Origin of the sequence: Cellulomonas sp. S1-8, assembly GCF_026184235.1 — a bacterium.
Lineage (GTDB): Bacteria > Actinomycetota > Actinomycetes > Actinomycetales > Cellulomonadaceae > Cellulomonas.
Map to the genome: position 1 here is coordinate 1,170,605 of NZ_CP110806.1, position 21,215 is coordinate 1,191,819.

The following is a 21,215-nucleotide window of genomic DNA, read 5'->3' on the forward strand; positions in this document are numbered from 1 at the left end:
GTGGGCTGGATTGCTCTCTCACCACCTGGGGGTGGGGTGGATTGCTCTCTCACCACCGGGTGAGAGAGCAATCCGGCTCGCATCACGCCTGCGGCATCGGGCAGGCGACGCCCGTGGAGTTGACCGGGCAGTAGCCGCCCGGGTTCTTGCGCAGGTACTGCTGGTGCGGGCCCTCGGCGTAGTAGAACGTGCCGGCGTCCTCGACGGACCGGATCTCCGTGGTCACGTCGCCGTAGCCGCGGGCCTTGAGCAGCGGCGCGTAGGTGTCGCGGGTCTCGCGCGCGGCGGCCTCCTGCTCGGGCGTCGTGAAGAACACCGCGGAGCGGTACTGCGTGCCCACGTCGTTGCCCTGGCGGAAGCCCTGGGTCGGGTCGTGCTCCTCCCAGAAGTGCCGCATCAGGTCGACGTCGGACAGGACGGTCGGGTCGTACGCGACCATCACCGTCTCGGTGTGGCCCGTGCGGCCGGTGCACGTCTCCTCGTACGTCGGGAAGGGCGTGAAGCCGCCCATGTACCCGACAGCGGTGGTGACGACGCCTGGGAGCTGCCAGGCCTCCTTCTCCGCACCCCAGAAGCACCCCGACGCCAGGTACAGCACGCGGGTGCCCTCGGGCCACGGGCCCTGCAGCGGCGTGCCCAGCACCGCGTGCGTCCCGGGCACCGGGTACGCGGACGCTTCCCGGCCCTTCATCGCGTGCTCCGCGTCCACCATGGTGGTGCGCAGGGACGTGCCGAGCAGCGTCTCGAACAACGAGGCCATGATCATCTCCTTGAGAATCGGCTCCACGACGTGCAACAGCCGCCCCACGGGCCGTGTTCCGCCGCCTGGTGCGTGCCGCCACGCGCTCGTGCGTCGTCCTGCGCCTAGCCTGGGTGCGTGACCCACGACCCGCTTGCGCACACCCACGACTGGACCGACTCCGGCTTCTCGACCCGCGCCATCCATGCAGGTCAGGACCCCGACCCCCGCACAGGTGCGGTCGTGCCGCCCATCCACCAGGTCTCCACGTACAAGCAGGACGGCGTCGGCGGCCTGCGTGGCGGCTACGAGTACTCCCGCTCGGGCAACCCGACGCGCGATGCGCTGCAGGAGGCGCTGGCCGCCGTCGAGGGCGGTGCGGCGGCGTTCGCGTTCGCGTCCGGCCTGGCGGCGGAGGACACGCTGCTGCGCGCGGTGCTGCGGCCCGGCGACCACGTGGTGATCCCCAACGACGCGTACGGCGGCACGTACCGCCTGGTCGCGCGGGTCCTGGGCCCGTGGGGGATCGACCACACGCCCGTCGACCTGTCCGACGCCGATGCGGTGCTCGCGGCGATCCAGCCGGGCCGCACCAAGGTGATCTGGGTCGAGACGCCGACCAACCCGCTGCTCGGCATCGCGGACATCGCCGCCATCGCGACGCACGCCCGCTCGGCCGGCGCGGTGCTCGTCGTCGACAACACGTTCGCCACGCCGTACCTGCAGCAGCCGCTCGACCTCGGTGCGGACGCGGTGGTCCACTCGACGACCAAGTACATCGGGGGTCACTCCGACGTGGTGGGCGGCGCCGTGGTCGTGGCCGACGGCGCGCAGCTGCCGGCCGGCACCGAGGGCCCCACGGGGACGACGGCGCTGCGCGACGCGGTCGGGTTCTTGCAGAACGCGTCCGGCGCCGTCGCCGGCCCGTTCGACGCGTGGCTGACCCTCCGCGGCCTGAAGACGCTCGCCGTCCGCATGGACCGGCACGTCGCCAACGCGCAGGCCGTCGCCCGGTTCCTCGTCGAGCACCCGGGCGTGCGCGAGGTGCTGTGGCCCGGCCTGGCGGAGCACCCGGGCCACGAGGTCGCGGCCCGTCAGATGCGCGGGTTCGGCGGCATGGTCGCGTTCCGCACCGGCTCGGTCGACTCGGCGGTCGCGGTCTGCGCGGCGACGCACGTGTTCACGCTCGCGGAGTCGCTCGGCGGGGTCGAGTCGCTCGTCGAGCACCCGGGGCGCATGACGCACGGGTCCGTCGCGGGGACCGCCCTGGAGGTGCCCGACGACCTCGTGCGGCTGTCGGTCGGCATCGAGGACCTCGACGACCTGCTCGCCGACCTCGAGCAGGCGCTCGCGACCGCGGGTCTCGGTCGGTGAGCACGTCGCAGGCGCCCGACCACGACCCGGCCCTGCCGGTGGTCGGCGTGACCGAGCGTCCGGACCCCGTGCCGGCGACGGTGCGCGCGTGGGCGGGCTGGTCGTGGCGCGCGCTCGTGATCCTCGCGGCGATCGCAGCGGGCCTGTGGCTCGTCGCGGCGCTCAAGGTGATCGTCGTGCCCGTCGCCGTCGCGCTGCTGCTCACGGTGCTGCTCTCACCGGTGGTGCGGGCGCTGCAGCGGTACGCCCGGCTGCCGCGGGCCGCCGCGGCCGGCACGGCGCTCGTGCTGCTCCTCGCGCTCGTCGCGGGCATGCTCACGCTCGCGGGACGCTCCATCGTCAACGGCATCGCCGAGCTGTGGGACCAGGCCCAGGACGGCTTCGCGCAGCTCACGACGTGGCTCGCCGAGGGACCCCTGCAGCTGGGGACCGCGGAGATCGACGCCTACCTGCAGCAGCTGCAGGACGCGACCGCGTCGAGCGGTCAGCAGATCGTGTCGGGGGCGCTGTCCGTCGGCGTGACCGTGGGGCACGTCGCCGCGGGCACGTTGATCGCGCTGTTCTGCACGCTGTTCTTCCTCATCGACGGCCGGTCGGTGTGGGCGTGGCTCGTCGGGCTGCTGCCCCGCGGGTCGCGCGAGCGGGTCCATCAGGCGGGTCGGCGCGGCTGGGTGACGCTCGGCGCGTACACCCGGACGCAGATCCTCGTCGCGGGCGTCGACGCCGTCGGCATCGGCCTCGGGGCGGCGTTCCTGCAGCTGCCGCTCGTCGTGCCGCTGGCCGTCCTGGTGTTCTTCGGCTCGTTCATCCCGTTCGTCGGCGCGATCATCACCGGCTCCATCGCCGTCCTGGTCGCGCTGGTCACGCAGGGCTGGGTGTCCGCGCTCATCATGCTGGGCGTCGTGCTGCTCGTGCAGCAGCTCGAGGGGCACGTGCTGCAGCCCTTCCTCATGGGCCACGCGGTGTCGCTGCACCCCGTGGCGGTGCTGCTCGTCGTCACGTCGGGCTCGCTGGTCGCCGGGATCGTCGGCGCGTTGTTCGCCGTACCGATCGCCGCAGTCCTCAACACCGTCGTCCTGTACCTGCACGGCCACGACAAGTTCCCCCAGCTCGGGATGGGCGACCACGTGCCCATCCGCGCCAAGGGCCACCCCGTGCTCGACCGTGCGGTGGCCGCCGCCGCGGAGGCGGAGTCGGAGGCGCAGGCGGCACGTGACGGCGCGGGCGGGGTTCCGGGCGCGACGGGCGCGCCGCCCGCGGCGCCGTGATCGGCCCGGCGGACGTCCGTGCCGCGGCGGTGCTGCTGCAGGGCGTCGCGGAGCGCACGCCCGTGCAGCGCAGCCGGGCCCTGTCGCAGCTGGTCGGCGCGGATGTCTGGCTCAAGTGCGAGAACCTGCAGCGCGCGGGCTCGTTCAAGATCCGTGGCGCCTACACCCGCATGGCGCGGCTGACCGCGGACGAGCAGGCCCGCGGGGTCGTCGCGGCGAGCGCCGGCAACCACGCGCAGGGCGTCGCGCTCGCCGCCGGGATCCTCGGGCTCGACGCGGTCATCTTCATGCCCGTCGACGCCGCCCTGCCCAAGATCGCGGCGACGCGGGGGTACGGCGCGCACGTCGAGCTGGTCGGCACGTCCGTCGACGAGGCGCTCGTCTCGGCGCGCGAGCACGCGGAGCGGACGGGCGCCGTCCTCATCCACCCCTTCGACCACCCCGACGTGGACGCCGGTCAGGGCACGGTCGCGCTGGAGGTGCTCGAGCAGGTCCCCGACGTGGGCACGATCGTCGTGCCCGTCGGTGGCGGGGGGCTCGCCGCGGGCATCACGGCGGCGCTCGACGACCGGCCCGACGTGCGCGTCGTCGGCGTGCAGGCCGCCCGCGCGGCGGCGTACCCGGTGTCGCTCGCGGCGGGGCGGCCCGTGGCCGCGCCGGAGCTGCGGACCATGGCCGACGGCATCGCCGTGGGCACGCCGGGGGTCGTCCCGTTCGAGGTCCTCCACAGCCACCGCGTGCCGGTGCGGACGGTCTCGGAGGAGGACCTGTCGCGGGCGCTGCTGCTGGTCGCCGAGCGCGCCAAGCTGGTGGTCGAGCCGTCGGGGGCGGCCGCCGTCGCGGCGCTCATGGCGGACCCGCGGGGCATCGCCGGCGGGGACGGCCGGCCGGTCGTGTGCGTGCTGTCGGGCGGCAACATCGACCCGCTGGTGCTGCTGCGCGTCGTGCGGCACGGGTTGGCGTCCGCGGGGCGGTTCCTGCAGCTGCACGTCGTCGTCGAGGACACCCCGGGTGCGCTCGCGGAGCTGCTGCGGGAGGTCGCGACCATGGGCGGCAACGTCATGCACGTGAGCCACCTGCGCACGGGCGGCGACCTGGCGTTCAGCGACGTCGCGATCGACCTGCAGATCGAGACGAAGGGCCCGGAGCACTGCGCCGTGGTCCTGGCAGGCCTGCGCACCGCGGGCTACCGCCTCACGGACGCCTAGACGCCGAGTGCGGGGGAACCGGCTCGACTGCGGGGTTCGTTCCCCCCGTGCTCGAGCCGCTTCCCCCGCACTCGGCGGGGCGGGTCAGCCCTGGAAGGGGCTGGCCGCCTTGATCTCGACCGGGATCTCGCGGCCGGTGGGCGCCTCGTAGGACGTCGTGTCGCCGACCTTGTGGCCGTGGATCGAGGCCCCCAGCGGCGACGTCGGGGAGAAGACGTCGATGTCGGCGCTGCCCGCGATCTCGCGGGAGCCGAGCAGGAACGTCATCTCGTCCCCGCCGACGACCGCGGTGACGACCATGCCGGGCTCGACGACGCCGTCGTCGGGCGGCGTGCCGATCTGCACGTTGCGCAGCTTGGCCTGCAGCTCGCGGATGCGCGCCTCCTGCTTGGCCTGCTCCTCGCGGGCGGCGTGGTAGCCGCCGTTCTCCTTGAGGTCGCCCTCGTCACGGGCCGCCGCGATGCGGTCCGTGATGTCCCTGCGCCCCACCGTCTCGAGGTGCGCGAGCTCCTCCTTGAGGCGGTCGTAGGCCTCCTGCGTCAGCCATGTGGCGACAGTCGTGTCGGTCACGATCGCTCCTTCCCTCACCTGGGTGGCCGCCGGTGCCCGGCGACGCGAACGCCCTGGTCCAGCACGTCCGACAGATGTGCTGCGACATGCGGCGAGGGCAGCCAGTGCCTGCCACCGCGGTCGCGTCCACCTGTCGTACGACGCCGGACCGGGGGCGGCGTAAACGTCCATCGTACCAACCGCACGGCGGCAGGGTGTGACAGGCCTCGACGGACGGTGGACGGGCGGTGGACGGGCGCTCGGACAGACGGTGGGACGGGCCGGCGGACGGGTGCGTGACGACGCCTGGGCGGGCCGTCAGCCCGCGGCCCGTCAGCCCGCGGGGCGGCAGTCGTCCACGACGCCCGTGACCGCGAGCTCCACCGTCGGCACCGTGACGGTCACGCGGCGGGTGCGGGTCTGCGCGGCAGGCACGGGGACGTCCCGGACCCCCACCTGCGCGTACGACGCGGACAGGGCCTGCACCCGGCACGTCACGGCGGTGCCTACCGCGCTGGTGACGTCGAAGGTCACCTCCGTGGACGACGGCCCGTCGACGCGGTAGCCGACGTCCTGCCACTGCACCGGGTCGCGCAGGACCCCGCTGCCGATCCAGCCGAGCACCAGCATCGCGACCACGACGAGCGAGGCGAGCCCGAGGCGCTGCAGCCGGCGGGTGCCGGCGGTGGGTTCCGGTCCGTAGCGCCCGGCGGGCGGGCGGGGGGCCGGTGCGACCACGGTGGGGCCTCCAGTGTCGGTCGGCGGTCGGTCGCCGCGCCGCGCGTCGGGTGCTCGCGCGCGGGAATGTCGGCGGGGTGAGGGATCATTGTCTCTCGTCCCACGACCTGCACGGGAGGATCCACGGTGAGCTCGGACCGGCTACGGCTGATGGCAGTGCACGCGCACCCGGACGACGAGTCCAGCAAGGGCGCCGCGACCACCGCCCGGTACGCGGCCGAGGGTGTCGAGGTGCTCGTCGTGACGTGCACGGGCGGGGAGCGCGGCGACGTGCTGAACCCGCACTACGGACCCGCCCCGGTGGGCCTGGAGGCGATCCGTGCCGTCCGCCGCGAGGAGATGGCCGCGGCCGCCGCGGCCCTCGGCGTGCAGCAGCGCTGGCTGGGCTTCGTCGACTCGGGGCTGCCCGAGGGTGACCCGCTGCCGCCGCTGCCCGAGGGCTCGTTCGCGGTGGTCCCGCTCGAGGAGGCGTCGGCGCCGCTCGTCGAGGTCGTCCGGGAGTTCCGCCCGCACGTCGTGACGACGTACGACCCGACGGGCGGGTACCCGCACCCCGACCACATCATGTGCCACCGGGTCTCCGTCGAGGCGTTCGCCGCGGCCGGTGACCCCGAGCGGTACCGGGGTCGAGGGACCCCCTGGACGCCGCTGAAGCTCTACTACAACCACGGCTTCTCGCTCGCGCGCATGCGGGCGGTGCACGACGCGATCGTCGCGGCGGGCGGTGAGTCCCCGTTCAGCGACTGGATCGACTCGCGGCAGGCGCGCGAGGTCCCCGAGCGGGAGGTCACGACGCGGATCGAGTGCTCCGCGTACTTCGCGCAGCGCGACGCCGCCCTGCGCGCGCACGCGACCCAGATCGACCCCGAGGGCTGGTTCTTCGCCGTCCCGCGGGAGGTCGAGGCGGCGACGTGGCGTGACGAGGAGTACGAGCTCGCGCAGTCCCGCGTGGAGACGACGCTGCCGGAGACCGACCTGTTCGCGGGCATCCGCGGGACGGAGCACGCACGATGAACCCGCTGGTGGCGACGGCCCTGGTCGCCGGCGTGCGGTGGACCGAGCGGTTGCCCGGGCCCACGATCGAGAGCCCGGAGGAGGGCTCGCCGGGGTTCGCGGGCTTCGTCGCGACGTTCCTGCTGGCGCTCGCGATCATCGTGCTCGCGGTGTCGTTCACGCGGCGCATGCGCCGCGCCGACCACCGCGAGCGGCTCCGGACGTCCGCGGCGCCGTCTCGCGGGGCAGTGGCGGGTCCGGCCGTGCCGTCGGCCGCTGCCGCGCGCGACGACGCGGCCGGGGACGACCCGCCGGACGACCCGCCGGACGCGCCGCCCGGCCGCCGCACGGACGACGAGCCGCGATGAGCGACCGGCCCGCACCCCCGCAGCGACCGGCCGTGCGCGTCACCGTCGCGCAGCTGGAGGTCGGCACCGACCGGGACGCCAACCGGATCGCGGCGCACGACGCCGTGCGGACGGCGGCGCGCACCCGGGCCGACCTGGTCGTGCTGCCCGAGTACGCCGCGGCCTACGACCCGCGCGGCGTCGGCGTCGAGCTGGCCGAGCCGCTGGACGGGCCGTTCGTCACGATGCTGCGCGAGGACGCGGCCGCGTCCGGGGTGGCAGTGATCGCGGGAACGGTGCTGCCCGGCGGTGCGCCCGACGCGCAGGGGCGCCCTCGCGCCGTGAACGCGGTCGTGGCCGTCGACGGGGCCGGGCAGCTCGTCGGCGTGTACCGCAAGGTGCACCTCTACGACGCGTTCGGGCACCGCGAGTCGGAGCGCCTCGCGCCCGGCCCCGTGGACGCGCCCCCGCTCGTGCTCGACGTCGCCGGCCTGCGGTTCGGTGTGATGACCTGCTACGACCTGCGGTTCCCCGAGTCGGCGCGCCGCCTGGTGGACGCGGGCGCGCAGGTGCTGGTCGTGCCGGCCGCCTGGGCGTCCGGCGACCTCAAGGCCATGCACTGGCGGGCGCTCGCGGTCGCGCGCGCGATCGAGAACACGGCGGCGGTCGTCGCGGTCGGGCAGGCGGGACGCGGGGTGGTCGGACGGTCGCTCGTCGTCGGGCCGGACGGCGTGGTCGGGCTCGAGGCGGACGAGAAGCCCCAGCTGCGCACCGTCGACCTGGACGCGACCGAGCTCGCGGGGGTCCGCGAGCGCAACCCGTCTCTCACCAACCGTCGGTACGCGGTGGTCCCGCGGGACTGAGGGCGCGAGGCGCGGCGCGGTGCGGCCCGGCGGTGTCAGCCGGCGCGCGACGTCGCGATCGCCACCGCGACGAAGTGGCAGGTGTAGCCGACCACGGTCAGCACGTGGAAGACCTCGTGGAACCCGAACCAGCGCGGGCTGGGGTTGGGACGCTTGAGGCCGTAGACGATCGCCCCGACGGTGTACGCGAGGCCGCCGACGGCGATGAGCCACACGATGGTGGCCCCACCGGTGCGCCAGAACTGCGGGAAGTACCCGACGGCGACCCAGCCGAGGGCCAGGTAGATCGGCACGTAGACCCAGCGCGGCGCGCCGAGCCAGAAGACGCGGGCCAGCACCCCGACGAGCGCACCGGTCCACACCACGACCAGCAGCGTGCGGGCCGTCGCGGCGGGGAGCAGGAGCACCGCGAGCGGCGTGTAGGTGCCCGCGATGATGAGGAAGATGTTGGTGTGGTCCAGGCGTCGCAGCGTGGCCTGGACGCGGGGCGTCCAGGTGCCGCGGTGGTAGACGGCGCTCGTCCCGAACATCAGGACGGCCGACACCCCGAAGACGGCGTTGGACCACCGGGCGGCCGGCGTCGGGGACATCGCGACGAGCACGAGGGAGGCCACCAGGACGAAGGGCGCGACCCCGGCGTGGACCCAGCCGCGCAACCGGGGCTTGAGGGTGTCGACGGCGGCCTCGACGGCGTCGCCGACGGCGTCCGCGGCGCGTGCCACGGGGCCGTCGTCGGTCGTGCCGGTCGCGCCGGGACCGGACCCGTCCACGGGCTGCAGCGACGGGTCGTCGTGCGAGGACCGGACCGGGTGCCGACCGTGTGCCGGGGGAGTGCTCATCGCTGGGGTGACCGCCTTCGTGCTCGAACCTACGTACCCGTAGGTTACGACACCGTAGGTGGGACCGATCCAGGACCTCGTCCCGCGCGTGCGCCGTGGCGAGTACCGTGGACGCGATCCACCGGTTCGTCCCCTGGAGGCTACGCGTGCGCCTGCCGCACCCGCTGTACGGCCTGTACGAACGCCGCCTCGCCGCCTCGCTGCCCGCGGACCAGGTGCCGCGCCACGTCGGTGTCATCCTCGACGGCAACCGGCGGTGGGCGCGCGGCAGCGGGCTGTCGTCCGCGCACGGGCACCGCAAGGGCGCGGACAAGATCAGCGACCTGCTGCAGTGGAGCGAGGACATCGGCGTCGAGGTCGTCACGCTGTGGCTGCTGTCGACGGACAACCTCGAGCGCGACCCGTCCGAGCTCGGCGACCTGCTGCAGGTCATCGAGGACGTCGTCGGGGAGCTCGCCGCCGAGAGGCGGTGGCGCGTGCAGGCGGTCGGGGCGCTCGACATGCTGCCCGACTGCACGGCCGCCGCGCTGAAGGCCGCGCAGGACGCCACCGCCGACGTGCAGGGGCTGCACGTCAACGCCGCCGTCGGGTACGGCGGGCGGCGCGAGATCGCGGACGCCGTGCGCGCGTTCCTGCGCATGCACGCCGACTCGGGATCGAGCCTCGACGACCTCGCGGAGGCGTTCGACGTCGAGCACATCGCCGAGCACCTCTACACCAAGGGCCAGCCCGACCCGGACCTCGTCATCCGCACGTCGGGGGAGCAGCGGCTCGGCGGGTTCCTGCTGTGGCAGAGCGCGCACTCCGAGTTCTACTTCTGCGAGGCATACTGGCCGGACTTTCGGCGCGTCGACTTCCTGCGCGCCGTGCGGGCCTACAGCCAGCGCGAGCGTCGCCTCGGCCGCTGAGCCGGGGCGTGCCGGCAGCTCCCCGGACGGGGCTGGATCGCCCCCTCGCGACGTCGGGTACGTCGGGCGTGTGAACGGCACGTGACTTCTCGCGTGTCGTGACGCGTGTCGTGTCGTCGCGCTTCCGAAGCGGGTTACGTTCGGCGTGAAGGACGACACCCGTCGTCCCGGGAGGCCAGCCCATGGAGCATGCGCTCCGGGAGGAGGGCCGGATCCGGCCCTCGGCCGGCCGACCCCGTCCCGACGCCGAACGTCGATCCGCGTGCGCAGCCGCGCCAGGGACCGTCGCGAAGCGCCCAGACCGGCGCCGAGGCGCCGAGGGGAGCCTGCCGTGGACCACACCTCGCAGCACGACCTGGGAACCACGCCCGTGACGAGCGACGACGCCGCCGCCGGGACCACCGTCGACCCCGCCCCCCGCCTGACCTACGTGATCGACACGTCCGTCCTGCTGTCCGACCCGCGCGCGATCCTGCGGTTCGCCGAGCAGGACGTCGTGCTCCCCGTCGTCGTGATCACCGAGCTCGAGGCCAAGCGCCACCACGCCGAGCTCGGCTACTACGCGCGCAGCGCGCTGCGCCTCCTGGACGACCTGCGCATCAAGCACGGGCGCCTGGACGCGCCCCTGCCGGTGACCGACGAGGGCGGCACGCTGCGGGTCGAGCTCAACCACGTCGACCCGTCCGTGCTGCCCGCCGGCTTCCGCCTGGGCGACAACGACACGCGCATCCTGGCGGTCGCGGCGAACCTCGCCGCCGAGGGGCAGCACGTGATCGTGGTGTCGAAGGACCTGCCCATGCGCGTCAAGGCCTCGGCCGTCGGCCTCAAGGCCGAGGAGTACCGCGCCGGGCTCATGGTCGACTCCGGCTGGACGGGGATGGACGCGCTCGACGTGACCGAGCAGCAGATGGCCGACCTGTGGGAGCACGAGTCGGTCGCGCTCGCGGACGTGGCCGCCGCGGGCTCCGCGCTCACGGCCGGTCCGACCGACCTGCCGTGCCACACGGGCCTGGTCCTGCACAGCCCGCGCGGCTCGGCGCTGGGACGGGTCACGGCGGACAAGCACGTGCAGCTCGTCCGCGGCGACCAGGACGTGTTCGGGGTGCACGGCCGGTCGGCCGAGCAGCGCGTCGCGATCGACCTGCTCCTCGACGAGGAGATCGGCATCGTGTCGCTCGGCGGCCGGGCGGGGACGGGCAAGTCGGCGCTCGCGCTGTGCGCGGGTCTCGAGGCCGTCCTCGAGCGCCGGCAGCACCGCAAGGTCATGGTGTTCCGGCCGCTGTACGCGGTGGGGGGGCAGGACCTGGGCTACCTGCCGGGCGACTCGGCCGAGAAGATGAGCCCCTGGGCGCAGGCCGTGTTCGACACCCTGGGTGCGATCGTCAGCAAGGAGGTCGTCGAGGAGATCCTCGACCGCGACATCCTCGAGGTGCTGCCGCTGACGCACATCCGCGGCCGGTCGCTGCACGACGCGTTCGTGATCGTGGACGAGGCGCAGTCGCTCGAGCGCAACGTCCTGCTGACGGTGCTCTCGCGCATCGGGCAGTCGTCGCGCGTCGTCCTGACGCACGACGTCGCGCAGCGCGACAACCTGCGCGTCGGCCGGCACGACGGGGTCGCGGCGGTCATCGAGGCGCTCAAGGGGCACCCGCTGTTCGCGCACGTGACCCTCACGCGCTCCGAGCGTTCGCCCGTCGCGGCGCTGGTCACCGAGCTGTTCGAGGGCATCGAGGCCTGACGCGGTCCGGACGCCCGGGCCCGCCGTCGTGCGGGTCCGGGCGTTCAGCCGTGCCCGGGGTCGGCGTGCCAGGCGGCCAGCTCGCGGACGAGGGCGCCGAGCCCGACGCCGAGCGCGCGGCGCTCCGTGGCGCTGAGCCGTGCGAGCAGGTGCTCGTGGTGGGCGCGCACCTCGGCGCCGACGCGGTCGGCCACGTCCTTGCCCTCGGGCGTCAGGCGCAACCGGTACAGGCGGCGGTCGTCGTCGGCGCGCTCGCGGGTGAGCCAGCCGCGGTGCGCCATCCCCTCCGCGAGCCGGCTGACGGTGCTCTTCTCCAGGCCCAGCCGGTCGGCCAGCTCCTGCTGAGAGAGGACCTCGGCCTCGGCCAGCTCGCCCAGGGCGAACGTCTCGGACACCGACAGCCGGATCCCGGCGTGCTCGTGGGGCCGTCCGGCGACGTCGAGGAGCCCGCTCGTGCGGGCGACCTGCTGCAGGAACCGGCGCAGCACGTCGTCCGGAAAGGTTGTGCTCTGCAACTACATCACCTACTGTTCCCGTGAAAGTTGTGAATCGCAACTATAGAGGAGACGGCCATGACCGACACGGGTCAGCAGCACGGACAGCCCGGCCACGCCCACGGGCCATGGCACGGGCGCGGCATGGGGGCCATGGACGACCCGCAGCGGTACGCGCGCTTCTCGGGGTGGGTCGCGGGGCGGCTCTACCGGCGGGTGGCCCGCGACGTCACCGCCCTCGGGCTGCCCGCGGGTGCGCGGGTGCTCGACGTCGGCACGGGTCCGGGCGCGCTGCCGCGGCTGGTGGCCGCGGCGAACCCCGGGGTCCGGGTCGACGCGGTGGACCTGGCACCCGAGATGATCGCGTTCGCGCAGCGGACCGCCACGGCGGGCGTGACCTACGCGGTCGCCGACGTCGCGGCGCTGCCCTGGCCGGACGGCACGTTCGACCTCGTCGTGTCCACCCTCAGCCAGCACCACTGGGCCGACCCGACCGCGGGCCTGCGGGAGCTGCGACGGGTGCTGCGCCCCGAGGGGCGGGCCTGGGTCTACGACGTGCGCTGGGCGCTCCCGCAGGCCCACGCGTCGGCAGGGGCCCTGGGGTCGGGCACCTCCGTCGTCCGGGAGGGTCGGCTGTCCCGGACGTCGTGGCTGAACCCGGTGGGGCGCCTGGTGGTGCGCCCGACGTGACGGGACGCGTGCTGCGCCGCGCCGCGCGAGCCTGTCGCGGCGCGGCTCACGGCATCGCTTCGTAACGATTCGGCTCGATCTGTTGATCGCCTCGCCTACCGCTCGGTAAGTTCCGTGGACACGTTCCCAGGAACGCGCCGCGGCGCCCGCGAGGAGGCGGGACCGCCGGGTCCGGCGCGTCCGTCGTACCCTGCGCCCCGCCGTCCACTGGAGCTGCAACGATGCACCCGCTCACCGGCCCCCGCACGCCCTCCCGCCCCTCGGCCGCGGCCCCGCGCCCGCGCCGCGCCGCCGCCCTGGCCGCCCTGACCGCGCTGCTCGCCGGCACGGTCGCGCTCGCGGCCCCGACCGCCTCGGTCGCTGCCGACGACGTCGTCGACCTCGTGCACGACTTCGAGTCCGGCGACACCGGGCCCGGCTACATCCAGTGGGCCAACGCCGGCTCCGGCGTGCGGGCCGTCCCCGGCGACGGGCTCCCCGCCCGCCCCGACGGCGCCGCGAGCGCGCACGCGCTCAGCTACGGCTTCGACACCGCGACCGACCCGTTCTACGGCGGCATCGGCTGGGAGTACGCGGACGCGCCGCGGGACTTCTCGGGCTACGACGGCGTGCAGCTGTGGGTGTACGGCGACGGGTCCGGCGCGACCTTCCAGGTCGAGCTGCTCGACGCGACCGGCCCCGGGGCGGGTCCGTACGAGCGGTTCGACGTCACGGTTCCCGTCGGGGAGGCCGGGTGGCGCCAGGTCCGGCTCGCGTGGACGGACTTCGCGCGTGCCACCGACTTCCAGGACACGGGCGCCCCCGCCGACGGGCTCGGCCTGACGCACGTGCGCGGGCTGCTGCTGCCCGCGGCGTCCGGCACGGCGACCGTCGTCGTCGACGACCTGGCCGTGTACTCCACCGACGGGCCGGTGACGCCGTCGGTCGGCGTCGGGTCCGCCGCGGTCGGCGTGACGGAGTCCGCCGGCGCGGCCGAGGTCGCGGTGCGGCTGAGCACGGCGAGCGCTGATGAGGTCACGGTCGGCTATGCCACCGCCGACGGCACCGCGCTCGCGGGCACGCACTACACGGCGACGTCGGGCACGCTGACGTTCCCCGCGGGCACGACGACGCTCACGGTCCCGGTCACGGTGGCCGACGACGACGTCCCCGGCCCCAACCGCACGTTCACGCTCACGCTGACCGACCCCGTCGGCGCGACGCTGGGCCTGGCGACCGCCACGGTGACGATCCGCGACGACGACGCGGCGCCGTCGACGGGCACGTCGCTGCTGCACCGCGTGGTCGACGGGTTCGAGGAGCCGCTCGTGCTGGGCGACCCCGCCGCCGCGCCGCCGCTCGGCTGGTTCACCGCGCAGGGCGCGGGCAACGTGCCGGAGTTCGCGCGCAGCACCACGCCGCCGACGCCCGTCCCCGGTGCGTCGGACGGCAACAGCGTCCTGCGCCTCGGGCTCGACAACGCCTCCTGGGCGGCCCTGCTGCACACGTTCACCGACGACGGCACGACGTGGCAGACGCAGGACTGGAGCGACTACCGCGGCCTCGGGTTCTGGCTGCACGGCGCCAACTCGGGCGCGCAGCTGTTCGTCGACGTCCTCGACAACCGCAACCTCGGTTCGACCGTCGACGACGCGGAGCGCTTCTCGACGCGCCTCGTCGACGACTGGAACGGCTGGCGCTTCGTCGAGATCCCCTTCGCCGACCTGCTGCGCAAGAACGTCAACAACGGCGCACCCGACGACGGCCTGGGCCTGACCGAGGTGCACGGCCTGGCGATCGGCATCGAGCAGACCGCCGCGCGCGCGACGCCGGTCCTGTGGCTCGACGACCTGGCGCTGGTCGAGCACCAGGACGTCGTCCTGGACTTCGAGCAGCCCCTGGTCACGGGCTCGACGGCGACCCCGCCCGTCGGCTGGGTGACGGCGTCGGGTGCGGGCAACGACCCGGTGCTCGACCGCGTCACGACGGCTCCCGCGGGCACGCGTCCCGGTGCCGCGGACGGCAACCACGTCCTCGCGCTCGGCATGACGAACCCGAGCTGGGCCGTGGCGGTGCACAACTTCACGACGGACGGCACGACGTGGACCCCGCAGGACTGGAGCGCCGCGACGACGCTGAGCTTCTGGTTCCACGGCGCGAACACCGGTGCGCGGTTCGACGTCGACGTGCTCGACAACCGCAACCCCGGCTCGACCGTCGACGACGCCGAGCGCTTCACGGCCTCCTTCACGGACGACACGACGGGCTGGCGGCGCGTCGTCGTCCCGTTCGCCGACCTGGTCCGCAAGGGCGGCGGGCAGCCGTCCACGGCCCCCGACGACGGCCTGACGCTCACGGCCGTGCACGGGTTCGCGCTCGCGATCCAGGGCTCGCCCCCGTCGGTCGACGCGACGTTCCACGTGGACGACGTGACGGTCTCGGGCGCCTCGCTGGTCCGCAACCCCGTGCGGGTGCGCCTCGCGCAGGCGATCGTGCCGGTGACCGAGGGCGAGTCCGCGCAGGTGGCGGTGGCCCTGACCCGCGTCTCCGAGCAGGACGTCACGGTCGCGTGGCGCACCGAGGAGATCGTCGAACGGACGTCGGAGGCAGCCGCGCTGCGCGCACGCGACGGGCGGGACTTCGCGTCCGCGTCGGGGACCGTGACGATCCCCGCGGGGGAGCGCCAGGCGGTCGTGGAGGTCGCGACGCTCGACGACGCGAAGCCCGAGTACGACGAGCCGTTCGCCATCGCCCTCTCCGACCCCGAGGGTGCGCAGCCCGGTGAGCCGCTGGTCGGCCAGGTCGTCGTCGAGGACGACGACGTGCGCGACCCGCTGATGATCGAGGACGTCGAGGACGGCATCGGTCTGCTCGAGCCGCTCGGCCCTGCTGCCCTCGAGGCACGCGAGGTCGAGGCGGGCACCGACGAGGCGTACCCGGGCGCGGACACCTACGAGCACGTGCTCGACGTCCTCGGCGACGGCGGGTTCCGCCGCGGGTTCGCCCAGCCGCAGGACTGGTCGGCCACCGAGGGGCTGAGCATGTGGTTCCACGGCCGCGGCGACGGGCGTCCGGTGACCGTCACGGTCGAGGACGACGCCACTGCCGACCCGGGCCCGCAGGACTGGGAGCTCGCGTGGTCCGACGAGTTCGACGGTGCGGCCGGCACGCCCGCCGACCCGAGCCGCTGGACGTACGAGACCGGCGGCTGGGGCTGGGGCAACGACGAGCTGCAGTACTACACCGACTCGACCGACAACGCGGCGCACGACGGCGCGGGCAACCTCGTCATCACGACGCGCGAGGTCGACCCGGAGACGTCCGGGCTGTCGTGCTGGTACGGACCGTGCACGCACACGTCCGCGCGGCTCATCACCGAGGGCAAGGCCGAGTTCCAGCACGGGCGCATCGAGGCCCGGGCGAAGCTCCCGCAGGGCGCGGCCGGCATCTGGCCCGCGTTCTGGTCGCTCGGCACCGACTTCCGCGACGTCGGCTGGCCGCAGACCGGCGAGATCGACGTCATGGAGTACGTCGGCAAGCTCCCGGAGGAGATCTTCGGGACGATCCACGGTCCCGGGTACTCGGGTGGTGACGCGTTCGGCTCGACCCACGACTTCGGGCGGAACCTCGGTGGCGAGTGGATGACGTTCGCGGTCGAGTGGGAGCCCGAGGAGATCCGCTGGTACGTGACGGAGGACGGCGGCGAGCCGATCCACTTCCACACCGCCACGCCCGCGGACGTCGCACCGGACTCGTGGGTGTTCGAGCACCCGTTCAACCTCATCGCGAACATGGCGGTCGGCGGCAACTTCGGTGGCCCGCTCGCCGAGGACCTCACGTTCCCGCAGCAGCTCGTCTTCGACCACGTCCGCGTCTACCAGGCGCCGGACACCGCCGAGCGGTTCACCGCGGAGTTCGTCGACGACACCGCGGGCTGGCGTCAGGTCGTCCTGCCGTTCGACGACTTCGAGCGTGGCGCGCAGCAGCCGGCGGGTGCGCCCGACGACGGGCTGACGCTCACCGGGGTGCGCGGGCTGACCGTCGCGACGGCAGGCGCCGGTGCGGGCCCGGCGGGCCCGGTCGCGCTGGCGCTGCCGCACGACGGCGTCGCGCTCGACCGCGTCGCGCTCGTGGCGGACCTCGACGAGGGTCCGGGCGGGGGTACCGACGGTCCCGGCGGTGGCGGTCCCGGAAGCGGGGGGACCGGCAGCGGGGTCGGTGGTGCGTCGGGTGGCTCCGGCACGCCGACGGGCGGTCTCGACGGACGCCTCGCGGCCACCGGGGCGTCGGTGCCGATCCTGCTCGGCATCGCGCTGGCGCTGCTCCTCACCGGTGCAGAGCTGGTGCGTCGGCGCCGCAGGGCGTGACGCCACGGGCCTGACGCGCCTCCACGTCGCAGGAGGCGCGTCAGGTCCCGTGCCGGCGCGAGACGTTTCACCCCTGCCGACGGGCCGCGCCGGCGCAGTACCGTGCCGTCCCACGGCGCTGCACCGGAGCGGTCACCGGCGAGGTCAGTGACGACCCTGCCCCCTCCCGTGCGGTCCCGCGAGGAGGACCCATGCGGTTGGTCACGGCACGGCCGACGCACGCGGTCAGGTGGGCGGCGGCGGCCGTGGGCGCGGCGCTGGTCGGCGCCGCCCTCGCGGTCCCGGCGCAGGCGGCGCCGACCGTCGCCAACCCCGGCTTCGAGTCCTCCGGCAGCGCGCTGCCCGGCTGGAACGTCACCGGGGCGACGTCCGCGGTGAGCGTCGCCGGCGACGCGCGCAGCGGGTCACGACGCGCCAACGTGTGGTCGTCGGGCGCGTACACGACCGAGCTGCGCCAGACGGTGCAGGGTCTGAGCCGCGGCTGGTGGACCCTGCGGGTCTGGGCCAGGTCCGGCTCGGCGACGCCGGGGCAGGCGCTCGACGTCACGCGGATCGGCCTCGAGCACTGCGGCGCGGCCTGGCGGTACCAGACCGTTCCCAGCACCGAGCAGGACAACGGCTGGGTGCAGGTCGCGGTGTCCGCGTACGTGACCCGGTCGAGCTGCACGATCGCCTGCGCACCGCCACGACGGTCGGCGGCGCCTGGGCCCACTACGACGACGTGACGCTCACACCCGGGCGCATCACCCGCTCGATCCGCGGCATGGACATGTCGTCCGTCCCGAAGAACCAGGACAAGGGCGCGGTGTGGCGCACCGCGTCGGACGTCGCGGGCGACCCCGTGACGATCCTGCGCGACGCGGGCGTCAACTACGCGCGCCTCAAGGTCTGGGTGAACCCCGCGGACGGGTACAACAACAAGGCACGGGTGCTCGAGATGGCCCGCCGCGCCGAGGCCGCCGGCATGGGGCTGCTCATCGACTTCCACTACTCCGACACGTGGGCCGACCCCGGGGCGCAGAAGATCCCGGCCGCGTGGTCGTCGTACGCCCTGCCGCAGCTCGCGGACGCCGTCGCGCACCACACCACCGACGTCCTGACGGCCCTGCGCCGGCAGGGCACGCCGGCGGACATGGTGCAGATCGGCAACGAGATCAACCCCGGCATGCTCGTCACCGGCGGCGCGGCCTCCGGGGCGTCGTCGAGCTTCGCGGACCTCGGGACCCTGCTGCGGGCCGGCGCGTACGCGACGCGTGCCGTGCAGCCGGACGCGAAGATCGTGCTGCACCTCACCGACCTGGGCGCGGGCGTCCAGCACCTGCAGTGGTGGTACTCCCAGGCCCGGGCGCAGGGCGTGCCGTTCGACGTCATCGGCCTGTCGTTCTACGGCTACTGGCACGGCAGCCTCGCCACGCTGCAGAGCGGGGCGACGACGCTGCTCCAGGCGTTCCCCGGCACGCAGCTCGCCGTCGTCGAGACCGCGTACGGGTTCACCACGGCCCAGGACGACGCGCAGCCGAACATCTTCGGCCCGGACCAGGTCATCCCCGGGTTCCCGGCGACCGAGGCGGGTCAGGCGTCGTACGTCCGGGCCGTCCAGAACGTCGTCGCGAACCTGCCCGACGGCCGCGGACTGGGCGTCGTCTACTGGGAGGGACCCTGGACGGCCGTGAGCGGGGCGGGCTGGGACCCCACGGACCCGTCGTCCGGCAACGGGTGGGAGAACCAGGCGGTGTTCGACTACCACGACCGCCTGCTGGGCGTGCGCTGGGAGTTCGCGCCCGACCCCGGCGCCTGACGCGCTCCGCGCCACCCGGAGAGCCGCTGTCTGCGGCGAGGCGTAGTGTGACCGGCCGGGCCAGGGACCGAGGTCCCGGGTGCCCGGGGACACCGCGCCACACCGGCGCCGCGCAGACCGGAGCACGTCATGACCACCACCGCCCCCGGCGTCGACCTGCAGGGGCGCAGCCCGTGGAGCATCCTGCCGCCGCTGTGCCTCGGCTTCTTCATGATCATGGTCGACACGACCATCGTGAACATCGCCGTGCCGACCCTGCAGGCCGAGTTCGACGCGAGCCTCGTCACCGTCGGCTGGGTCAACAGCGCGTACCTGCTGACGTTCGCGGTGCTGCTGCTGGTCACCGGGCGGCTCGGCGACCGGTACGGCCCGCGGCCGGTGTTCGTCGCCGGGCTGGTCGTGTTCACGCTCGCGTCGCTGGCCTGCGGCCTCGCCGGGTCGGTCGGCGTGCTCATCGCCGCGCGCGCCGTGCAGGGCATCGGCGGGGCGCTCATGACGCCGCAGACGATGGCGATGATCACGCGCGTGTTCCCGGCGCACAAGCGCGGCGCGGCGATGGGGATCTGGGGCGCGGTCGCAGGTGTCGCGACGATCACCGGACCGGTGCTCGGCGGCCTGCTCGTCGAGACCGCGGGCTGGGAGTGGATCTTCTTCGTCAACATCCCGGTGGGGTTCGTCGCGCTGTGGCTCGCGCGCACGCGGCTGCCCGCGCTGCCCACGCACGAGCGGTCGTTCGACGTGCTGGGGGTCGTGCTGTCGGTCGTCGGACTGGGGCTGCTGGTGTTCGGCCTGCAGGAAGGCGCTGCGTACTCCTGGGGGACGATCGTCGGGCCCATCACGGTGCCGCTCGTCATCGGGGCGGGTGCGGTGGTGTCGGGCGCGTTCCTGCTGTGGCAGCACCACCAGGGGGACGACGCGCTGCTGCCGCTGCGGCTGTTCCTGCACCGCAACTTCGCGCTCGCCAACGTCGCCGGGGCGGCCGTGACGTTCGCGATGACCGGCATCTTCTTCCCCTTCACGCTGTACCTGCAGCAGGTGCTGGGGCTGTCCCCGCTGCACGCGGCGCTCGTCGGGCTGCCGGGGTCGCTGATCTCGGGCGTCGTCGCGCCGTTCGCGGGGCGCCTCTCGGACAAGGTGGCGCCCAAGTGGGTCGTCGCGAGCGGGTTCGCGGTGCTCGCCGTGTCGATCGGGATCCTCGCGACGCAGGTCCAGCCGGACGTCGACATCTGGCGGTTGGTCGTGCCGATGCTCGGCTTCGGCGTCGGGACGGGGCTGGTGTTCTCACCGTTGGCCAACGTCGCGACGTCGGGCCTCGACCACCGCACAGCGGGCGCGGGTGCCGGGGCGTTCAACACGAACCGGCAGGTCGGCGGGGTCATCGGGTCGGCCGTCGTCGTCGCCGCACTGACGTCGCGGCTGGCCGTGACGATGCCCGCCGCGGCGCAGGACGTGGCCGCGACGCTGCCCGCCGACGTGCGTGAGCCGTTCGTCGAGGGCTTCCGGCAGGCCGCGGCGGAGGGCCTGGGTGCCGCGGGCGGTGTGTTCGACCTGCCCGCGGACGTGCCGCCCGACGTCGCCGAGCAGGTGCGGGCCGCCGCCCAGACCGCCGTGGACGCGGGCTTCGCGACGGCCGCGGCGCAGACGCTCGCCGTCACGGTGCTGGTGCTGGTGCTCGGGGTGGTGTGCGCGCTCGCGATGCGCGGGGGGCGTCCGGACCGCGGGGTGCCCACGGGGGTCCCGACGTTCGCCGACGCGACCGGTCACACGACCACCGACGAGGTCGTCGCCACACACCGTGACGACGACTGACCGGCGCGTCCGGCTGCTGGACGTGAATGTCCTGCTGGCTCTCGCTCACCCGACCACGTCCACCACGATGCCGCGCACGCCTGGTTCGCGACGGCGGTGGCCTTCGCCACCACCCCCGTCACCGAGACCGCGCTCGTCCGGCTCAGCCTGAACCCGGACGTCGTCGGCCAGGTCATCACGCCCCCGATGCGCTGGGGCTGCGCGCCGCGATCCGGTCGCTTCCCAGCCACCACTTCCTCCCGGACACCGCGAGCCTGGCAGCGCCCGTGATCACGAGCCGACCTGCGGGCAGCGAGCAGGTCACCGACCTGCACCTGGTCAAGCTTGCCGCGTCCGCCGACGCGACCTGATGACGTTCGACGCCCGACTCGGGCGATCCCTGCACCCGGACGACCGCCGGCGCGTGGAGGTCGTCGCGCCCTGATCTGCGCCGGTCGAGCTCTCCGGAGGACGGCGGCGCCCACCGGTCGCACGAGCGCGGGGGCTGGATCGACACCCGGCCGACCCACGGTCG

The 21,215-nt window shown here is 74.3% G+C and carries 18 protein-coding genes; 13 read left to right on the forward strand and 5 right to left on the reverse strand.

Annotated features, from left to right (window positions below; genetic code table 11):
• Positions 1-82: 82 nt before the first annotated feature.
• Complete coding sequence (gene msrA, locus OKX07_RS05270; protein WP_265630808.1) at positions 83-760, reverse strand: peptide-methionine (S)-S-oxide reductase MsrA; 678 nt, start codon at positions 758-760, stop codon at positions 83-85.
• Positions 761-877: 117 nt separating this feature from the next.
• On the opposite strand from msrA, the gene OKX07_RS05275 reads away from it, so the two are divergent.
• From OKX07_RS05275 to ilvA, 3 genes are read left to right on the forward strand one after another with little or no spacing between them, the layout of a single operon-like run.
• Positions 878-2,113, forward strand: coding sequence for a cystathionine gamma-synthase (locus OKX07_RS05275; protein WP_265630809.1), 1,236 nt, complete (start codon positions 878-880; stop codon positions 2,111-2,113).
• A complete protein-coding gene (locus OKX07_RS05280) occupies positions 2,110-3,381 on the forward strand; it encodes an AI-2E family transporter (protein WP_416220826.1) in 1,272 nt (423 codons plus the stop codon). Before OKX07_RS05275 ends, OKX07_RS05280 begins: the two co-directional genes overlap by 4 nt.
• On the forward strand, positions 3,378-4,589 hold the full coding sequence (gene ilvA, locus OKX07_RS05285) for a threonine ammonia-lyase (RefSeq protein WP_265630810.1): 1,212 nt from the start codon (positions 3,378-3,380) through the stop codon (positions 4,587-4,589). Before OKX07_RS05280 ends, ilvA begins: the two co-directional genes overlap by 4 nt.
• Before the next feature lie 84 nt (positions 4,590-4,673).
• On the opposite strand, the gene greA is transcribed toward ilvA, so the two are convergent.
• Both greA and OKX07_RS05295 read right to left on the reverse strand, forming a co-directional pair.
• Complete coding sequence (greA, locus tag OKX07_RS05290; RefSeq protein WP_265630811.1) at positions 4,674-5,159, reverse strand: transcription elongation factor GreA; 486 nt, start codon at positions 5,157-5,159, stop codon at positions 4,674-4,676.
• A gap of 312 nt (positions 5,160-5,471) precedes the next feature.
• Positions 5,472-5,876, reverse strand: coding sequence for a DUF4307 domain-containing protein (locus OKX07_RS05295; RefSeq protein WP_265630812.1), 405 nt, complete (start codon positions 5,874-5,876; stop codon positions 5,472-5,474).
• Between the two features lie 150 nt (positions 5,877-6,026).
• Here OKX07_RS05295 and mca point away from each other — a divergent pair, with 150 nt between their 5' ends.
• The 3 genes from mca to OKX07_RS05310 are packed head-to-tail and all read left to right on the forward strand — an operon-like array spanning position 6,027 to position 8,079.
• Positions 6,027-6,890: a mycothiol conjugate amidase Mca gene (gene mca / locus OKX07_RS05300; RefSeq protein WP_265630813.1), complete on the forward strand. Its 864-nt coding sequence runs from the start codon at positions 6,027-6,029 to the stop codon at positions 6,888-6,890.
• Entirely contained in the window at positions 6,887-7,237 is a 351-nt protein-coding gene (locus OKX07_RS05305) for a hypothetical protein (protein ID WP_265630814.1), read from the forward strand. The genes mca and OKX07_RS05305 overlap by 4 nt, the downstream gene beginning before the upstream one ends.
• The gene (locus OKX07_RS05310; RefSeq protein WP_265630815.1) at positions 7,234-8,079 is read left to right on the forward strand and encodes a carbon-nitrogen hydrolase family protein; all 846 of its coding nucleotides are present in this window, start codon (positions 7,234-7,236) and stop codon (positions 8,077-8,079) included. The genes OKX07_RS05305 and OKX07_RS05310 overlap by 4 nt, the downstream gene beginning before the upstream one ends.
• A 35-nt stretch (positions 8,080-8,114) precedes the next feature.
• On the opposite strand, the gene trhA is transcribed toward OKX07_RS05310, so the two are convergent.
• Positions 8,115-8,918 (reverse strand): PAQR family membrane homeostasis protein TrhA, encoded by an 804-nt coding sequence (gene trhA, locus OKX07_RS05315; RefSeq protein WP_265630816.1) that lies wholly within the window; start codon positions 8,916-8,918, stop codon positions 8,115-8,117.
• A gap of 146 nt (positions 8,919-9,064) precedes the next feature.
• On the opposite strand from trhA, the gene OKX07_RS05320 reads away from it, so the two are divergent.
• The gene (locus tag OKX07_RS05320) at positions 9,065-9,826 is read left to right on the forward strand and encodes an isoprenyl transferase (RefSeq protein ID WP_265631814.1); all 762 of its coding nucleotides are present in this window, start codon (positions 9,065-9,067) and stop codon (positions 9,824-9,826) included.
• A gap of 370 nt (positions 9,827-10,196) precedes the next feature.
• On the forward strand, positions 10,197-11,564 hold the full coding sequence (locus OKX07_RS05325) for a PhoH family protein (protein WP_265631815.1): 1,368 nt from the start codon (positions 10,197-10,199) through the stop codon (positions 11,562-11,564).
• A 44-nt stretch (positions 11,565-11,608) separates the two neighbouring features.
• Here OKX07_RS05325 and OKX07_RS05330 read toward each other — a convergent pair whose 3' ends face one another.
• On the reverse strand, positions 11,609-12,079 hold the full coding sequence (locus OKX07_RS05330) for a MarR family winged helix-turn-helix transcriptional regulator (RefSeq protein WP_265630817.1): 471 nt from the start codon (positions 12,077-12,079) through the stop codon (positions 11,609-11,611).
• A gap of 57 nt (positions 12,080-12,136) precedes the next feature.
• On the opposite strand from OKX07_RS05330, the gene OKX07_RS05335 reads away from it, so the two are divergent.
• The 5 genes from OKX07_RS05335 to OKX07_RS05355 all read left to right on the forward strand — a co-directional run bounded on the left by OKX07_RS05335 (position 12,137) and on the right by OKX07_RS05355 (position 20,701).
• The gene (locus OKX07_RS05335; RefSeq protein WP_265630818.1) at positions 12,137-12,748 is read left to right on the forward strand and encodes a class I SAM-dependent methyltransferase; all 612 of its coding nucleotides are present in this window, start codon (positions 12,137-12,139) and stop codon (positions 12,746-12,748) included.
• A 221-nt stretch (positions 12,749-12,969) separates the two neighbouring features.
• On the forward strand, positions 12,970-17,094 hold the full coding sequence (locus tag OKX07_RS05340; protein WP_265630819.1) for a carbohydrate binding domain-containing protein: 4,125 nt from the start codon (positions 12,970-12,972) through the stop codon (positions 17,092-17,094).
• 191 nt (positions 17,095-17,285) lie between these two features.
• Positions 17,286-17,819, forward strand: coding sequence for a hypothetical protein (locus OKX07_RS05345; protein ID WP_265630820.1), 534 nt, complete (start codon positions 17,286-17,288; stop codon positions 17,817-17,819).
• Positions 17,816-18,892, forward strand: coding sequence for a glycoside hydrolase family 53 protein (locus tag OKX07_RS05350; protein ID WP_265630821.1), 1,077 nt, complete (start codon positions 17,816-17,818; stop codon positions 18,890-18,892). Before OKX07_RS05345 ends, OKX07_RS05350 begins: the two co-directional genes overlap by 4 nt.
• Before the next feature lie 129 nt (positions 18,893-19,021).
• Entirely contained in the window at positions 19,022-20,701 is a 1,680-nt protein-coding gene (locus OKX07_RS05355) for an MDR family MFS transporter (RefSeq protein WP_265630822.1), read from the forward strand.
• The last annotated feature ends 514 nt before the right edge of the window (positions 20,702-21,215 follow it).